The sequence below is a fragment of the Streptomyces sp. NPDC006923 genome, from assembly GCF_040635655.1.
Lineage (GTDB): Bacteria > Actinomycetota > Actinomycetes > Streptomycetales > Streptomycetaceae > Streptomyces.
This window is the reverse complement of record NZ_JBEYIF010000011.1, coordinates 94,343-110,704: the sequence shown is the minus strand read 5'-3', so window position 1 is coordinate 110,704 and position 16,362 is coordinate 94,343. Positions and strand designations below refer to the sequence as shown.

Annotated in this window: 12 protein-coding genes and 1 pseudogene; 9 read left to right on the top strand and 4 right to left on the bottom strand. The window is 71.6% G+C overall.

What is annotated here, in order from left to right:
* A pseudogene (locus ABZ707_RS22510) lies at nucleotides 1-278 on the bottom strand (hypothetical protein); the annotation flags it as partial.
* Between the two features lie 265 nt (nucleotides 279-543).
* On the opposite strand from ABZ707_RS22510, the gene ABZ707_RS22505 reads away from it, so the two are divergent.
* The 3 genes from ABZ707_RS22505 to hutH all read left to right on the top strand — a co-directional run bounded on the left by ABZ707_RS22505 (nucleotide 544) and on the right by hutH (nucleotide 4,198).
* Nucleotides 544-1,353, top strand: coding sequence for an enoyl-CoA hydratase-related protein (locus ABZ707_RS22505; protein WP_360177743.1), 810 nt, complete (start codon nucleotides 544-546; stop codon nucleotides 1,351-1,353).
* A gap of 61 nt (nucleotides 1,354-1,414) precedes the next feature.
* Nucleotides 1,415-2,566 carry a sensor domain-containing diguanylate cyclase gene (locus ABZ707_RS22500; protein ID WP_360177740.1) on the top strand — a complete coding sequence of 384 codons (1,152 nt, stop codon included), beginning with the start codon at nucleotides 1,415-1,417 and terminating at the stop codon, nucleotides 2,564-2,566.
* A gap of 84 nt (nucleotides 2,567-2,650) precedes the next feature.
* A complete protein-coding gene (hutH, locus tag ABZ707_RS22495; protein WP_360177737.1) occupies nucleotides 2,651-4,198 on the top strand; it encodes a histidine ammonia-lyase in 1,548 nt (515 codons plus the stop codon).
* Nucleotides 4,199-4,303: 105 nt separating this feature from the next.
* Here the strand turns inward: hutH and ABZ707_RS22490 are convergent, their stop codons facing one another.
* Nucleotides 4,304-4,597 (bottom strand): hypothetical protein, encoded by a 294-nt coding sequence (locus ABZ707_RS22490; protein WP_360177734.1) that lies wholly within the window; start codon nucleotides 4,595-4,597, stop codon nucleotides 4,304-4,306.
* A gap of 109 nt (nucleotides 4,598-4,706) precedes the next feature.
* Between ABZ707_RS22490 and ABZ707_RS22485 the strand changes: the two genes are divergently transcribed.
* The 6 genes from ABZ707_RS22485 to bla all read left to right on the top strand — a co-directional run bounded on the left by ABZ707_RS22485 (nucleotide 4,707) and on the right by bla (nucleotide 11,122).
* Nucleotides 4,707-5,087, top strand: coding sequence for a hypothetical protein (locus tag ABZ707_RS22485; RefSeq protein ID WP_360177731.1), 381 nt, complete (start codon nucleotides 4,707-4,709; stop codon nucleotides 5,085-5,087).
* A 150-nt stretch (nucleotides 5,088-5,237) separates the two neighbouring features.
* Nucleotides 5,238-6,503 (top strand): Ig-like domain-containing protein, encoded by a 1,266-nt coding sequence (locus tag ABZ707_RS22480; protein ID WP_360178158.1) that lies wholly within the window; start codon nucleotides 5,238-5,240, stop codon nucleotides 6,501-6,503.
* 150 nt (nucleotides 6,504-6,653) lie between these two features.
* Nucleotides 6,654-8,114, top strand: a complete 1,461-nt coding sequence (locus ABZ707_RS22475) for an ABC transporter permease (protein WP_360177728.1) — start codon at nucleotides 6,654-6,656, stop codon at nucleotides 8,112-8,114.
* Between the two features lie 32 nt (nucleotides 8,115-8,146).
* Complete coding sequence (locus tag ABZ707_RS22470) at nucleotides 8,147-8,830, top strand: ABC transporter ATP-binding protein (protein WP_360177725.1); 684 nt, start codon at nucleotides 8,147-8,149, stop codon at nucleotides 8,828-8,830.
* Between the two features lie 166 nt (nucleotides 8,831-8,996).
* A complete protein-coding gene (locus ABZ707_RS22465) occupies nucleotides 8,997-10,019 on the top strand; it encodes a GNAT family N-acetyltransferase (protein WP_360177722.1) in 1,023 nt (340 codons plus the stop codon).
* 158 nt (nucleotides 10,020-10,177) lie between these two features.
* On the top strand, nucleotides 10,178-11,122 hold the full coding sequence (gene bla / locus ABZ707_RS22460; RefSeq protein ID WP_360177719.1) for a class A beta-lactamase: 945 nt from the start codon (nucleotides 10,178-10,180) through the stop codon (nucleotides 11,120-11,122).
* A gap of 117 nt (nucleotides 11,123-11,239) precedes the next feature.
* On the opposite strand, the gene ABZ707_RS22455 is transcribed toward bla, so the two are convergent.
* Both ABZ707_RS22455 and ABZ707_RS22450 read right to left on the bottom strand, forming a co-directional pair.
* Entirely contained in the window at nucleotides 11,240-12,664 is a 1,425-nt protein-coding gene (locus tag ABZ707_RS22455; RefSeq protein ID WP_360177716.1) for a ParB/Srx family N-terminal domain-containing protein, read from the bottom strand.
* 286 nt (nucleotides 12,665-12,950) lie between these two features.
* A complete protein-coding gene (locus tag ABZ707_RS22450; protein ID WP_360177713.1) occupies nucleotides 12,951-16,139 on the bottom strand; it encodes a tetratricopeptide repeat protein in 3,189 nt (1,062 codons plus the stop codon).
* Nucleotides 16,140-16,362: the final 223 nt, after the last annotated feature.

Here is a 16,362-nt window from a genome sequence, read left to right as displayed (position 1 = left end):
TCGGCGGTGTCGTCGTCGGACCCGTAGTAGTCCTGCTTGGCCTTGTCGGTGTCGGCGGTGTTGTCGTCGGATCCGTAGTAGTCCTGCTTGGCCTTGTCGGTGTCCACAGTGGTGTCGTCGGACGTGCTGGATGTGCCACTTCCGCTCGTGTCGACGGAGCTGGTGCCACTCGGGGCGTTGCCGGCGGCGTCGCAGGCGGTGGCGGTGGCCGTGAGGGCCGCCACGGCCGCCAGGGCCAGAACAAGACGGGTGGAACGGGCGACAAGGCTCGGACGCATGGTGGTCTCCATCAACTGTGGTCGCGGTGCTTCCCTGCTGGCGTCGCCAACCTACGGCGGAATCGGTCCCGGATTGATCGCGCCAATGTTCGGGTTCCGTCCCAGCAACACCCGCCCCGTACAACAGCTTTGAGCACTCCGGTGCTCAACCCCGCCCCGCGGCACGGCGGCGCCGGGACCCGGTGTCATCAACACAGCGCGATCCGAACGGAGGCCCTACTATCAGCACCTGATGTGAACCATCGTTAACCGGGAGGGTGTGATCATGGCCGAGGCCGTGGAGAACGAGCAGCGGTACGGGGAGTACGTCGTCGTCAGGCGGCACGGACACGTCGCGGAGCTGGTCCTCGACCGCCCCAAGGCCATGAACGCGGTGTCGACGGAGCTGGCCCGCTCTCTCACCGCGGGGTGCGAGGCGCTGGGCGCGGACCCGGGAGTCCGGGTCACCGTGCTGACCTCCACCCATGAGCGGGCCTTCTGCGTGGGCGCCGACCTGAAGGAACGGAATGCCTTCAGCGACGCCGATCTGGTGCGCCAGCGGCCCACCGCGCGGGCGGCGTACACCGGCGTCCTCGACCTCCCGATGCCGACGATCGCCGCGGTGCACGGCTTCGCACTCGGCGGCGGCTTCGAGCTGGCACTCGCCTGCGATCTGATCGTCGCCGACCGCACCGCGGTCCTCGGACTGCCCGAGGTGTCGGTCGGCGTGATTCCCGGCGGCGGCGGTACGCAACTGCTGCCCCGCCGTGTCGGCGCCGCGCGCGCCGCCGAGCTGATCTTCACGGCGCGGCGCGTGGACGCGGCCGAGGCGCGGGAGCTGGGCCTTGTCGACGAGCTGGTGGCCGAGGGGTCGGACCGGGAAGAGGCCCTCGCCCTGGCGGCCCGTATCGCCGCGAACTCGCCCGTCGGCCTGCGCGCCGCCAAGCGCGCGCTGCGGCTCGGTCACGGGCTCGATCTGCGGGCCGGCCTTGAGGTCGAGGACGCCGCGTGGCGGTCCGTCGCCTTCTCCGGCGACCGGGCGGAGGGTGTCGCGGCCTTCAACGAGAAGCGGAAGCCGCAGTGGCCCGGCGAATGACCCGGCTGTGACCGTCCGTCGCTCTGGATGATCGGAAGCTTTGGCCCCGACTTAAGCTGGGGTGATGGGAGTGGACGGGCGACTGCGAGCGGTGGTGGCACTGGCGCAGGCGATGGCCTCCGCGCCGACCCCACGCGATGCCTGGCGGGCCGCGGCGCAGGGCGCTCGCGAGGGGCTCGGCGGGAGTTTCGCGGCGCTGTCCGTGTGGGAACGGGAACACGGCCGGCTCAGGGTCCTCGTGAACACGGGAGAGCTGGCCGAGGACGAGGAGGAGTTCCCCGAGGACGAGACCTATCCCGTGCACCAGTTTCCCGAGATCGCGGAGTTCCTGCACGAACGGTGGGCCGGGGGCGGCGGGCCGAACGCCTGGGTCGAGACGGCGACGGGCCACGCCCCCTGGCCGGTCTCGCGCGAGCCCGGCTACTTCCCCAAACGGGTCGCGTCGCTGCGCCGGCGCGGGCGCGGCTGCTGTGTGGTCGCGCCGATCGTGCTGCACGGGCGGGCGTGGGGCGAGCTGTATGTGGCCCGGCCCCGTGACGTCCCGCCCTACGGCGCGGACGACGCGGAGTTCGCGACGGTCATCGCCTCGGTGGTGGCGGCGGGGCTCGCGCAGACGGAGCGGCTCGAAGAGGTGCGCCGGCTCGCCTTCACGGACCCGCTGACCGGGCTCGCGAACCGGCGCGCGGTCGACATACAACTCGACGAGGCGGTCGGCAGGCACCGCGACGAGGGAGCCGTCGTCAGCCTGGTCGTCTGTGACCTGAACGGTCTCAAGGCCGTCAACGACACCCACGGGCACGCGGTCGGTGACCGGCTGCTGGAACGCTTCGGCTCGGTCCTGTCGGTGTGCGGCGCCCGGCTTCCCGGGGCGTTGGCCGCGCGGCTGGGCGGCGACGAGTTCTGTCTGCTGACGGTGGGGCCGCCGGCGGACGAGGTGATCGCCGTGGCCAAGGAACTGTGCGTGCGTGCGGCCGAGCTGGAGCTGGGAGAGGGCGTGGCGTGCGGGATCGCCTCGACGGGCGACCCGATCGGCGAGGTGCGGTCGGCGCGGCGGCTGTTCCGGCTGGCGGACGCGGCGCAGTACCGGGCGAAGGCGGCGCGGGCGTCCGAGCCGGTGGTGGCGGGGCGGGACGGCGCGGTGCTGCGGCTGGCGGACGCGCCGCCGAGGGCGGGGGACCGGCGGCGGTTCCGGGACGCGCCACCGCGGGTGTAGGGGGCGGGTTGTGCGGTGGCGGCGGAGGGGGCGCCGAATCACCGGATGGTGACAGGCCAAGATTCAATCCGTACGCTCCTGAATATGGATATGCACACTGTCGTGGTGGGGACGTCCGGCACGACCGCCGAGGACGTCATCGCCGTGGCCCGCGGGGCCGCCCGGGTCGAGCTCTCCGCCGAGGCCGTCGCCGCGCTCGCCGCGGCCCGGGAGGTCGTCGAGGCGCTCGCCGCCAAGCCCGAGCCCGTGTACGGCGTCTCGACCGGGTTCGGCGCCCTCGCCACCCGGCACATCAGCCAGGACCTGCGCGCGCAGTTGCAGCGCAACATCGTGCGCAGCCACGCCGCGGGGATGGGGCCGCACGTCGAGCGGGACGTCGTCCGCGCGCTGATGTTCCTGCGGCTCAAGACCCTCGCCTCCGGGCGCACCGGCGTACGCCCCGAGGTCGCGCAGACCATGGCGGACGTGCTGAACGCCGGGATCACGCCCGTCGTGCACGAATTCGGCTCCCTCGGCTGTTCCGGCGATCTCGCGCCGCTCTCGCACTGCGCGCTGACCCTGATGGGCGAGGGCGAGGCCGAGGGCCCCGACGGCGTGCTGCGGCCGGCCGGTGAGCTGCTCGCGCGGCACGGCATCACCCCGGTGGTGCTGCGGGAGAAGGAGGGCCTCGCCCTGCTCAACGGCACCGACGGCATGCTCGGCATGCTGGTCATGGCCCTCGCCGACCTGCACCGTCTGTACACCTCGGCCGACATCACCGCCGCGCTGAGCCTGGAGGCGCTTCTCGGCTCCGCCAAGGTCCTCGCGCCCGAGCTGCACGCCATCCGGCCGCATCCCGGCCAGGGCGCCAGCGCCGACAACATGCTGCGTGTGCTCGCCGGCTCCGGTCTGACGGGCCATTTCCAGGAGGACGAGGCGCCGCGCGTCCAGGACGCGTACTCGGTGCGGTGCGCCCCGCAGGTCGCCGGCGCGGGCCGGGACACCCTCGCGTACGCCCGGCTCGTCGCCGACCGAGAGCTGGCCGCCGCCGTCGACAACCCGGTGGTCCTGCCGGACGGCCGGGTCGAGTCCAACGGCAACTTCCACGGCGCCCCGGTGGCCTACGTCCTGGACTTCCTGGCCATCGCCGCCGCCGATCTGGGGTCCATCGCTGAGCGCCGTACGGACCGGCTGCTGGACAAGAACCGTTCGCACGGCCTGCCGCCCTTCCTGGCCGGCGACGCCGGTGTCGACTCGGGCCTGATGATCGCCCAGTACACCCAGGCCGCGCTGGTCAGTGAGATGAAGCGGCTGGCCGTCCCCGCCTCCGTCGACTCCATCCCGTCCTCCGCGATGCAGGAGGACCATGTCTCCATGGGCTGGTCGGCCGCGCGCAAGCTGAGGACGGCCGTCGACAATCTGACCCGGATCGTCGCTGTGGAGCTGTACGCCGCGACCCGCGCGATCGAGCTGCGCGAGGGCCTGACGCCCGCGCCCGCCTCGCGGGCCGCCATTGCCGCGCTGCGTGCGGCCGGGGTCCAGGGGCCGGGCCCGGACCGGTTCCTCGCCCCCGATCTCGCCGCGGCCGACGCGTTCGTACGCGGCGGCGGCCTGGTCGCGGCGGTGGAGCCGGTGACGGGGCCGCTGGCCTGAGGCCAGGACCGCCGCGCCCGCGGAGAACGAGAAGGGCCCGCGGAACACGTGAAGGGGGCCGCCCGGTCGCCGGGCGGCCCCCTCCGTACGCGTGGAGCTGGCTTTTCAGAGCGCGCGTGTCCCTCTGCGGGCCCAGTACGCGACGAAGGTCGCGCCGAGGCCGAGGAGGGCGCTTCCGCCGAACAGGTACGGCGTGGTGTCCACGCGTCCCGTATCCGCGAAGGCGAGCTGCTGTGAGCTGTCCGGTCTCCCGGAGGTGAAGCTCTGGGCTGATGCCGCGGACGGCTGCCCCGGACCGCTCTGTTCATCGGTGGCGTTCGCGGAGGGAACGAACCACAGAGCACAGAGCAGGGTTCCGGCGGCGGTAGCGGTCAGCAGCGGTCGGCGGGCGATGGACACGTGATCGATCCCCTTTGTGACAACGCCGAATTGGCTGGGTGCGCTGATGCTAATGAAAGCAGCGGGTCGTATGAAAATCGTGGAGGCCGGAGGCCGTACGCTCCGTCGCATGACCAATTCTGAGACGTCACGGTATGTGAGACTACGAGTGGAACTGGTGCTGGAGATCGTCGACGCCGACGAGCTGAGCACCGCCGCACTCGCCCGCGTCGGCGCGGACGAATTCCTGCCGGACGACGAGCGCGCGTCCGCCGAGGTGGCCGTGCGGGAGGACGCGGCGGAGGCCCTCGCCCATCTGGTGGAGCCGTTCGACCTGGTCAGCGCGGTGCCGGGCGTGGAGCTGGCGCAGGCGTCGTGGAGCGGTGAGGAGATCGACTACAACCCCGACGCGGTGGAATGGGACCTCGACGAGGACGATGAGAGCGACGCGGACGCCGATGGCGAAGCGGACGGCGCTACTCTCGCAACACGCCCTAGCACGAGAGCGTGACACTCTGGTAGCACCGGTCCGCCGCATTCGACGGGCTCCCCGCCCAGCCATGCGGCAGGGTGAGTGGTGTGCACCACATATCCGGCCGATGTGGAACCGGACGAACCGGTAAGGGTGTTCATAAGGGTTGTCGGCAGATATTCGGCGATGATGGAGAAGCGTGTGATGACGGACAGCAAGCGGCGCAAAAGGCTTATGGCCGCGTCCGCACTGCTCGGCGGCGTGCTGGTGCTCTCGGCCTGCAGCAGCGGTGGTGACGCGGGCGGCGGCAGCCCCACGAAGTCGTCGTCGCAGGCCCAGGTGGACGAAGCGGCCGCCAAGGAGACGTCCGAGGCCCAGATAGCCATCTCGCCCAAGAACGGGGCGACGAACGCGAGCATCAACAACGCCGCCAAGGTCACGGTGACCAAGGGCACTCTCACCGGCGTCACCATGACCACGGCCGACGGCACCGAGGTCGCGGGCACGCTGTCCGACGACGCCAAGACCTGGAAGCCGGACGGCCAGCTCGAACGCTCCACCACGTACAAGATCTCCGCGACGGCGAAGGACGCCAAGGGCCGCGTGGCCCACGAGAACTCCTCCTTCACCACCGTCTCGCCCGCCAACAGCTTCATCGGGAACTTCACGCCCGAGGACGGCTCCACGGTGGGTGTCGGGATGCCCGTCTCGATCAACTTCGACAAGGCGATCACCGACAAGAAGGCCGTGCAGGAAGGCGTCACGGTGACGTCGAGCAGCGGCCAGGAGGTCGTCGGCCACTGGTTCAGCGCCCAGCGCCTCGACTTCCGTCCGCAGGACTACTGGCAGGGCGGCTCGAAGGTCACCCTGGAGCTGAACCTCGACGGGGTCGAGGGCGCCCCCGGCGTCTTCGGCGTCCAGCAGAAGACGGTCAACTTCACCATCGGCCGCAACCAGGTCAGCACGGTGGACGCGGCCGCGCACACCATGACCGTCACCCGGGACGGCCAGACGGTCAGGACGATCCCGATCTCCTCCGGCTCGCCCGACAATCCGACGTACAACGGCGCCATGGTGATCTCCGAGAAGTTCAAGGAGACCCGGATGAACGGCGCGACGGTCGGCTTCACGGACGACGACGGCAAGGGCGAGTACGACATCAAGGACGTCCCGCACGCCATGCGGCTCTCCACGTCCGGCACCTTCATCCACGGCAACTACTGGGGCCCGAAGTCCGTCTTCGGCACCACCAACACCAGCCATGGCTGTGTGGGCCTGCAGGACGTGAAGGGCGCGGGCGACGACAGCCAGCCGGCCGCCTGGTTCTACAACAACTCGATCGTCGGTGACGTGGTCGTCGTCAAGAACTCCCCGGACAAGACGATCAAGCCCGACAACGGCCTCAACGGCTGGAACCTGAACTGGAACGACTGGGTCGCGGGCTCCGCGGCCTGAGCGGACGGGACGGGCCCGACCGGCCCGCCCCCCCCGTACGCCTCACGCCCTCGGCGGCGGCACCCCCCGGTGCCGCCGCCGTTCGCGTTCTCATCCAGCTCTCACCGCGGCCTCAACTCCTCATCACGACCGGTGCCTAGCTTCACGGTCATGTTCTTCATCTACCTCAGGCGCGAGCTGCGCCGCCGCAGAAAGGCGGCGCTGGTCGTCGCCTCGGGGCTCGCCCTGGGCATCGCCCTGGTGATCGTCGTCAGCTCCGTCTCCGCCGGTATGACCCGGGCCCAGGACACGGTCCTGCAATCGCTGTACGGCCTCGGCACGGACATGACCGTCACCAAGGCCGCGGCGCCGCCCGGCGAGGGCGACACCGCTCGCCGGCCGCGCTTCGAGTTCGGCGCCAAGGGCGACGGCGACGCCGAGCAGAGCAGCGACCGGGTGCTGGTCCAGGGCTTCCAGACCCTGGCGTCCTCGACCGTCACGGAGGTCGGCGGCCAGAAGGGCGTCGCGCAGGCCGTCGGCGGGCTCAGCCTGAATGTGCTGAAGGTCAACGGCCAGTTCAAGCGCGGCGAGTTCACCCCCCGCGAGGGCGGCGCCAGGGGCGGCGGCCCCGGCGGCGGTACGGGCGGCGCGGGGGGAGAGGTCACCGGCGGCGGCGCCGCGTTCGACGTCAACTCCTACTCGGTGTACGGCACCGATGTCACCGTGCCCGCGCTCGGCCCGCTGACCTCCTCCAGGATCACCTCCGGCCGTACCTTCAAGACCACCGAGACCGACGCGGCGGTGGCGGTCGCCGACAGCGCCTACGCCAAGGAGAAGGACCTCGCGGTCGGCGGGACCGTCACCGTCTCCGGGACGAAGTTCACCGTCGTCGGTGTCGCCACCGCCGACAGCGGGGACGCCGCCGCCAACCTCTACATCCCGCTGAAACGGGCCCAGACCCTCGCCGACTCCAAGGACAAGGTCACCACGGTCTATGTCAGGGCCACCGGCTCGCAGCAGATCGGCAGCGTCAAGTCCGCCATCCAGCAGAACATCGCGGGCACGACCGTCACCACCTCGGCCGATCTCGCCGACACCGTCTCCGGCTCCCTGTCCACCGCGGCCGGCCTCGCCTCGAACGTCGGCAGATGGCTGTCCGTCGCCGTGCTGATCGCCGCCTTCCTGGTGGCCGGGCTGCTCACCTCCTCGGCGGTCAGCCGACGGGTGCGGGAATTCGGCACCCTCAAGGCGCTCGGCTGGAAGAGCGGCCGGGTCACCCGCCAGGTGGTCGGCGAGGCTTTGGTCAACGGGCTGCTCGGCGGGGCCCTCGGCATCGCGCTGGGGGTCGCCGGCGCCTACGCGGTCACGGCCGTCAGCCCGACCCTCACGGCCCAGCTCGGCGCGACGGGCGGCGGAGCCGGCGGCGGCTTCGCCCGGGCCCTGGGACAGGGCGGGCCGGGCCGGCAGGGCGCCTCCAAGGCGCTCGACATCGCTCTCACCGCGCCCGTCTCCCTCGCCACCATCGGCCTCGCCGTGGCGCTCGCCGTCGGCGGCGGCCTGATCGCGGGCGGCTTCGGCGGCTGGCGCGCCTCCCGGCTGCGCCCCGCGGACGCGCTGCGCCGCGTCGAGTGACCCATACCCTTCCGTATCGCAGGAGTTGCACGATGTACCAGCTCAGAGGCGTCACCAAGCGCTACCGGCGCGGCAACAGGACCGTCGACGCGCTCGCCGGGGTCGATCTGACCATCGAGGACGGCGGCCGGCTCGTCATCCAGGGCCCCACCGGCGGCGGCAAGTCCACCCTCCTCCAGATGCTCGGCGGTCTCGACCGGCCGACCGCGGGCAGCGTCGAATTCGACGGAGTCGATCTGGCCGCGCTGCCCGAGGCCCGGCTCACCAGGGTGCGGGCCGAGTCCATCGGCTTCGTCTTCCAGAGCTTCAACCTCATCCCCACCCTGACCGCGCAGGAGAATGTCGAGACGGCGCTCGTGCCGCTCGGTCTGAAGGGCGCGGCCCGGCGCGAACGGGCCGCCGGGGCACTGGACTCCGTCGGCCTCGGCGAGCGGCTCGGCCATCTGCCGGGGGAACTGTCCGGCGGCCAGCAGCAGCGCGTCGCCATCGCCCGCGCCCTGGTGAAGCGGCCGAAGGTGCTGCTCGCCGATGAACCCACGGGAAATCTTGACGAGTCGATGCGTGACGAGATCATGGAACTGCTTGAGGGGCTCTGGAAAGAGCACGGCCTGACCTTCATCATGGTCACTCACGACAGCTCCATCGCCCGCCGCGCCCCACGGCTCGCCACGATCCGCAAGGGGCGGGTCACGGTCACCGAGAACGCGGCTGCCTGAGGCGGGCCGCGCCCCCGGGCGCGCGGTCCGGCACGGACGGGTGCTTGTGCTGTCGGGGAGCCCGCTGTGGCGCCTGGGGCACACGTGCCCGCCCCGCTCTGTCCGTTCGCCCGGACGTCCCCGCAACCGGGGGGCGTTACCCCTCTCGTACGCGTAGGTTCGGTCCATGCTGATCACTCTGGGAAGCCCGCCCTCGGACGCCGAGACAGACGCCTGGCACGCGGTGGTCGTCGCGGCGCACGTCCTCGATCTGCCGGCCTCGGTGCCCGAGCCGAGCAGGGCGGAGACCGCGGGCAGGCTCAGGCTGCCGCCGGTGAGCGGAAGGAACGTTCATCTCGCGGCGGCGGCCGAGGACGGCTCGTACGAAGGAGTCGCCTCGCTGCTCCTGTTCTCCGACGAGGCCAACCGTCACACGGCCGTCCTGGAGAGCCTGGTGGTCCGTCCCGACGCCCGGCGGCACGGAGTGGGCGCGGCGCTCTGGGGCGCTATACGTGCCGAACTCGCCGCGGCGGGACGCACATCGGTCTCGGCCATGCTCGAACTCGGCGGCGCGGGCCAGGCGTTCGTCGACAGCCTCGGCTTCACCAATGTGCTGGCGCTCGGCTGGTACGTCCAGCGGGTCCGGCGGGCGGTGGCGGAGATACCGGAGGCCACACTGCCCGAGGGGCTCCGCTTCGCCGACTGGCAGGGCGTGGTCCCGGACCGGTGGGCCGAGGCGTTCGCGCGGGCGCACGACGCCGTGCGGGACGCGCCGGACGGAGCCATGGGGGAGCGGGCGCCGGACTGGGACGTCGGCAGAGCCCGGGCCGCGGCCCGGCTGATCGAGGACCGGGGCGGCGCGATCCTCACCTCGGCGGTGCTCGACACCACCGACGGCGACGCGGTCGTCGCGTACACCGAGGTCGTCCTGCGCGACCCGGGGGACACCCGCGCGCTCCAGTACGACACGGTGGTGGTCCCGGCGTACCGGGGCCAGGGCCTGGGCCGCGCCGTCAAGCGCCGGCTGCTGGGGAGGCTGCACGAACTGCTCCCCGGCGTACGGGAGATCAGCACCACCGTCGCCGACGACAACACGTCGATGCGGGCGGTGAACGAGGCCCTGGGCTATCGGCGTGAGCGCTCCGCCGGGATCTTTCGGGTGAAGCTCCAGGACCTGCCGGCGACGGCCGCCGACGACAAGGACGCCTGATCCCCGTGGGTGACACGGCGTGACCCGGCTCCGCCCGCGCCGGACCTCCGGCATCGCCGGACGCCCGGCCCCCTCGTATCCTGGGTGACCGCCGCACCGCCCGTACCTCCGTGTGACGACCTCGGAACACGCCGCCCCGGAACGGAAGCCGCCGCATCGTGCACACCAGCCTCCCCCGTCGTGCCGCACTCGCCACCCTCGCCGGCCTCGCCGCCGTCCCGCTCACCGGTTGCCAGACGTCCGCGCCGGAGGCGGCGCGACCATCTCCCTCCCGCTCCCGCTCCCGGCCCTCGGCGTCGGCCCCGGCCGGGCCGGCGACGGAGCCCGCGTTCGGCGCTCTTGAGCGGAGGTTCGACGCGCGGCTGGGTGTCTACGCGATCGACACCGGCAGCGGCAGGTCCGTCGTCCACCGGCCCGACGAACGCTTCGCCTACGCCTCCACCTGCAAGGCGCTGCTCGCCGCCGCCGTGCTGGACAAAAACTCCCTCCAGCAGCTCGACCGGCGCGTGCGGTACGGCGGCGCCACCCCCATCGGTCATTCACCGGTCACCGAACGGCACATCGGCAGCGGCCTGACGCTCCGTCAACTCTGCGACGCCGCCGTCCGCCACAGCGACAACGGCGCGGCCAATCTCCTCTTCCGCGAAGTCGGCGGCCCCAGCGGCTTACAGGACGCCCTCATCGGCATCGGTGACCGTGTCACCCGGTGCGACCGCGTCGAAGTCGAACTCAGTGACGCCATGCCCGGCGACATCCGTGACACCAGCACAGCCCGCGCGCTCGCCACCGACCTGCGCGCCTATGTCCTCGGCACCACCCTCGCCGCCGGCCAACGGGCCCTGCTGACCGACTGGCTCACCCGCAACACCACCGGCGACACCCTCATCCGTTCCGGCACACCGGCCGGCTGGCGCGTCGGTGACAAAACCGGCACCGGCGGCTACGGCACCCGCAACGACATCGCCATCGTCTGGCCGCCCGACGCCGCCCCGATCGCCATCGCCGTCCTCTCCCGGCGCGATGTCCGCGGCGCCGAGCGCGACGACGCCCTGATCGCCCGGGCCGCCGGAGTCGCCCTCCGTGCCCTGGCCACGTCCTCCTGACCGGGCGCGGGCGTACAGATACGGGGCGCCGACCGCCCGGGGAGGCCCAGCGGCGCAGTGGCTCTCCCGCCACTCCGGGGTGACGGGAGAGCCACTGCGCCTCGGACGGCAGTTTGTTCAGGACACCGGGTTGCCGACGAGCTGGACCGGTCCGTTCAGCTCGTTCGCGGTGCAGCCCGGGCCCGCGAGGGTCAGCTGCCGCACCGTGTTCACCACGGAGAGCGGACCGGTGAGCGAGGTGCCGCAGAGCCGTACGGTGTCCGCGCCGACCGCCTGGACCGGGCCGGTGATCCCGGCGCCGCCGGCGACCAGGCCGGCTCCGGCACGGACCACGACCGGGCCCGTCACCCGGGCGCCGTCCAGGCAGGTGACACCCGAGGAGATCACCAGCGGGCCGGTGTGCTCACCGGTCAGGGTCCTGGTGCAGGCGGGCGTGGGCGCGACCGTGCCACGGAAGTCCAGCGCGAAGGCGAGCTTGCCGGGCTTCTTGTCGGAGATCGGCGCGCTCAGCTTCCCGAACTCGCCGCCGGTCGGCTTCTTTCCGTCGTTCCACTCGGCCATCCGGCCCAGCTCGTCGGCGGTGCGGCCGTCGGCGATGACGGTGTCACCGGGCACCGCGGACATCGCCTCGGAGGCGGCACGGACGGCGGCCAGGTAGGAGGCGGGGTCGTCGAGCCGGTATGCGCCGAGGTCGATGCGCTCCCGCAGCCAGGTGCCCCACAGGAACTCCAGGTACTCCGCCGCGTCGTCGGGCGCCTGGTAGCCGATGTCGCGCGTGAAGTAGACGAGGCTGCGGTAGCGGTCGTCGTGGAAGCGGGCCAGGCCGAGGCGCTGCGGGAGCTGGTCCGTGGTGATCGGCTCGTTGTTCTCGTCGCGCAGCCAGACCCAGTCGCGCTCCCGCATGGTCTCCCAGAAGGCGGCGGTCGAGAGATCGCTCAGATTACCGGTGACCCGCAGCCGGATGTGCGTGCTGGGGCCGCCGTCGGGCGTCTCCAGAAAGGACGTCAGGGTGTGGTGCCCGTCCGTCAGATACAGCTCGCCGCCGGGGCCTATGACGACCGTCTTCATCGCGGCCCGTGTCTCGTCGGTCCCCTCGCCGAGCGGGACGGTGCAGGTGAAGCTGGACGGGTCGGAGAGCCTGGCGCCGGCCCCCACCGTCGCCGCCTCCTCCTGGCCGTTCGTCTCGCACCAGTCGTCGAAGCGCTTGTTGAAGTCGCCGGCCTCCTCGTCCTTCGTACTGCCGTACCGGCCGAGCTTGTAGTAGATCTGGTCGAAGCCGATGGCGGGCTGGGTGGGCCGGAGCTGGTCCAGCGTGACATCGAGGAGGTCACCGGCCCGCGCGCACAGCGCCCTGCCGTTCGGTCCGCCGCAGTCCGGGCCGCTCGCGGCGGCGGCGGGCGCGCCGCCCGCGAGGACAGCGCCCAGTGCAAGGGCGCCTGCCGCCAGACCCGCCGCCAGGGCGCGCAGGGCCCCGGCGGGCCCTGCTCCGGCCGGGGCCGGTCCGCCGGATGAGCTGGGCCGCGTACGGGCTGAGCCGGTCATACAGTCTCCACGTGGTGTGCGTGCGGGACCGCACCCGTACGAGCGGGGCGGACGGATCGCCATATCCACTCATCTCTCCCCGCCCCGGCCGGTGGCCCGCGCGCGTCGGGAGGGTGTCGGCCGGGTGAACGCCCGCTGCCGGGACCGCTGCCGCCGCCCCAACCACCGTACGGACAGGGGCTGTCGGGAGCTGCGACCGGGAAGCGGCGGCCAGGGGCGTTGCGCGGCACGGCGGTTGGGCGGCGATGGATCAGCGCCGGGGCCCGGCGCGTGCCCGGGACGGCCGTCAGTCCTTCATCGACCGCAGTGCGTCGAAGAGCGCGCGGAACCGATAGCGCACCCCCCGCTGCCAGCCATGGCGGAGATGCACGAACGACCCCTGGGCGACACCCTCGGCCACCGAATGCTGCGAGCCGATGCGCAGAGTCAGCCGCGCGGTCATCCGCTTGAACCAGACGGAGTACGGCCCGTATTGCGTGGCCGCCAGGAGCATCAACTTGTCCAGCACCTCGATGGCCTCCGCCCGGCGCGCACCCTTCCACGCGCCCATGCTGGCCATATTGGTCCACACGACCAGACCGCAGTCCCCGTCGCCGACGTCCAGCGCCACGGCGAGACTTCTCTCGAAGAGCCGGAGCGTCTCGTCCCGGATGGACTCGTCGTTCCTGTCCCGGCGCAGGGTGAGAATCGCCAGGTCCCGGAGGGCGTGGACCTCCATTCTGCCGCCCGACCCGCCACCGAGCAGCGCCACCGCCTGCTCATAGCTCGCTGCCGCCCGCTCCTCCCCCCTGGTGCGAATGGCGATGTCGCCGAGCAGGACCAGGGCCGACGCCTGAGGTCCCAGGTCCCCCCGGTCGCGATGGATCTCCAGCGCCCGTTCGAAGAGAGTCTCCGCGGCGGGGAACTTCTGCAGCTTCAGGGCGAGATGACCGCGGCAGCTCAAGGCCCTCGCCAGACTCTCGGAGTCGCCGAGGGACTCCCTGAGGCCGATCTCCTCGTGGAAGAGGTCGTCCGCCTCGTCGTTCTTGTGCGTCCGGGCCGAGAAATGGCCAAGAGCATGCAGGACCGCCGCACGGGGCTTGAGATTCTCCTGGGCGTTGGCCAGCTTCATGGCCCGGTCCAGCAGACCCTTCTCCTCGCCGTACTTTTCCCTGCGGCGGGCGGAGACGGCGAGCGAAAGATTGCTGTACGCCTCGTTCATCGCGTTCCCGCACGCACGATTGAGGTCGACCGAGCGATACAGCAGGGTTTCGCCCTCGCGCAGCCGGTCGGTCTCCATCAGAAGGGTGCCCAGATTGTGGACGACGGCCGCCTCGCCACCCGTGTCCGGCGCGTCCCGGTACACGTCGAGCGCCGCCCGGTAGTGCGCCTCGGCGTCCTTGTAACGTCCCATCTCCCGCACCAGGGAGCCCAGCCTGTTCAGATTGTCCGCCTGCCTGCTGGACCGGCCCGCGCTCTTGAAGGCGGCGACGGCCTCGGTGAACATGGCTTCCGCTTCCGCGTGGCGTGCCGGAATCTCGGCGAGCAGGGTGGCCAGCGCATGCGTGACCGTGGCCTGGCCCAGCAGATCATCGAGCTCTTGATAACCGGTCAGTGCCCGGCGGTAGTGCTCCTCGGTCCGCTCCGGCTTGCCGCCGCGCGCGCGGTTCAGATCCCCGATGCGCCGCAGCGCGGCCATCTCACAGACCCGGTCGCCCACGTCATGGAAGATGACCGACGCTCGCTCGAACATCCGGGCCGCCGTCGCGGGATCGTCCGTGAATTTCAGCGTCGCGATGTCCCGGAGCAGATGACCGATGGCCTTCTTCCTGCCGAGTGACTGGTTGATCCGCAGAGACTTCTCGTACAGCGCCACCGCGCCCTGGGGGTTTCCGTCCTTCTCGGCCGTCCTGCCCAGCAGTCTGAGCGCGCTGGCCTGCCCCTTTCTGTTCTTGGCCACGCGGAACCCTTCGAGGGCCTGTCCGAGCAGCGACTCCGCGTCGTCCGAACGGTCCTGGTCCAGCGCGATCCGTCCGCCGGTGAGCGCCGCGGCCGCCGCGAACCCCGCGAAGTGGCGGAACGTGTGCGGTGACTGCTCGGGGGCCGTGACGATCTCCGTCAGCCTGAGCATCGCCTCCGCGTCACCGCTCTGCTCCAGCTCACGCCGGCGCTCCCGCCATTCGTTCACACACGCGTCGTCACCGATGGCGAAGCGGTGGTACGCCTCGTCCAGAAAGCTGTCCTGCCCGGCGAAATAGCGGGCGGCCTGCTCGTGCAGCGCACGCCGGTAGGACGGCTCCTCACGATCGAGATAGGTATGGATCGCCAGCCGCACCAGATCGTGAATACGGCGCTCCGCCCGCCCCTGCGGATCCCGTACGACACGCATGAACGAGTAACCGCACAGCGTCTCGTACCACGCGGGCGACAGCTCCGTCTCGTCGAGCAGGGTGCCGACCGCCTCCTTGGACACGCTGCGCAGCGTGGCGGCGGCCATCACCACCCGGCGCTGTTCCCTCGGCAGGCGCCGCAGGAACTGGTTGGGAAGCCATTCGTCCGCCGGACGGCCGGCGGCGATCTCGGCCAGCCAGCCCGGCGTGACGGCCTCGTCGGACTGCTGCCCGTGCTCGATCAGCTCGGCCACCAGCGCGGTCCAGACGGGTACCCCCCGGCACACCGCGTGCACCGGACGGCTCAGCCGCTGCGCGTCGAGCCCGCACGCCCTGAGGTACTCGGAGGTGTGCTCAAGCGCCCATTCGGTCAGCTCGATCCGCTCGGCGACGATCTCGTGGGGCAGCTCGACCGGCTCGCGGCCGGCCAGCACCACCCGCAGTCCGCGCGCCTCCGCGATGAGCCGGGGCAGCAACTGGCCGGCGAACCACTGCGCGACACCTCCCCGGCCGTCGCTGTGTTCGGCCTGCTCCACGGCGGCCTCGGTGAGCAGCCGGAGCCGCTCACTCGTGTCCAGCAACAGCACACAGCGGCGCCCGCGCAGCTTCCGGGCCAGCCGGCACAGTTCGTCGGTGAGCTTCTCCCGGTCCGCCGGGCCCCGGTCCGGTCGGGCGTCCACATGGATGGACGTCCCGGAGATGGAGCTGTTGTCCGTCGCGCTCATCCGGGCGTTGACGACGGTCGACGCCTGCGGCGCCGCGTGTACCCGGGCCCTGAAGCGGGCGTATCTGCGGCGGGCGAGCGGGGCGGGCCCCGACCAGTCGGCGATGACCCGCGCGATGCTGTCCACCAGCACCGCGGCCAGATCCCGTCCGAGATCGGCGGCGCCGGTGTCCACGGCGAGGATCGAGTCCAGATCGATGAGCTCACAGCGCCGGGGAGCGGACGGGGCCTGCCGGAGGTGGTGCAGCAGGGCCGACTTTCCCTGCCCGGAGACGCCCCAGTAGATCAGTGTCCGCGCCGGTGAGGACCGCGCCGACAACAGCCTGTCGAAGGCCGAGAGCGGTTCCTCGCGGTCGGTGAAAAGTGCCGAATCGTTGTACATGCACGCCCCCGATGGCCAACCCGGTGCCCAGCCCGCTGTGAGACCCGTGCGGCGAACAGCGCCTCAGGGCCTCTCGTTGGGATCCAGCCGGGCCCGTCTGCCCCGGCACCGCCCACTCCCCGGTCCAGCCTGATCCCAACGAAAGACTCCGTAGCCGGAGTTGACGCCGTCTCAGGTTGATGGAGCATCATAAGACAGGATTTGTCGAAGTGCTCAGGCAACG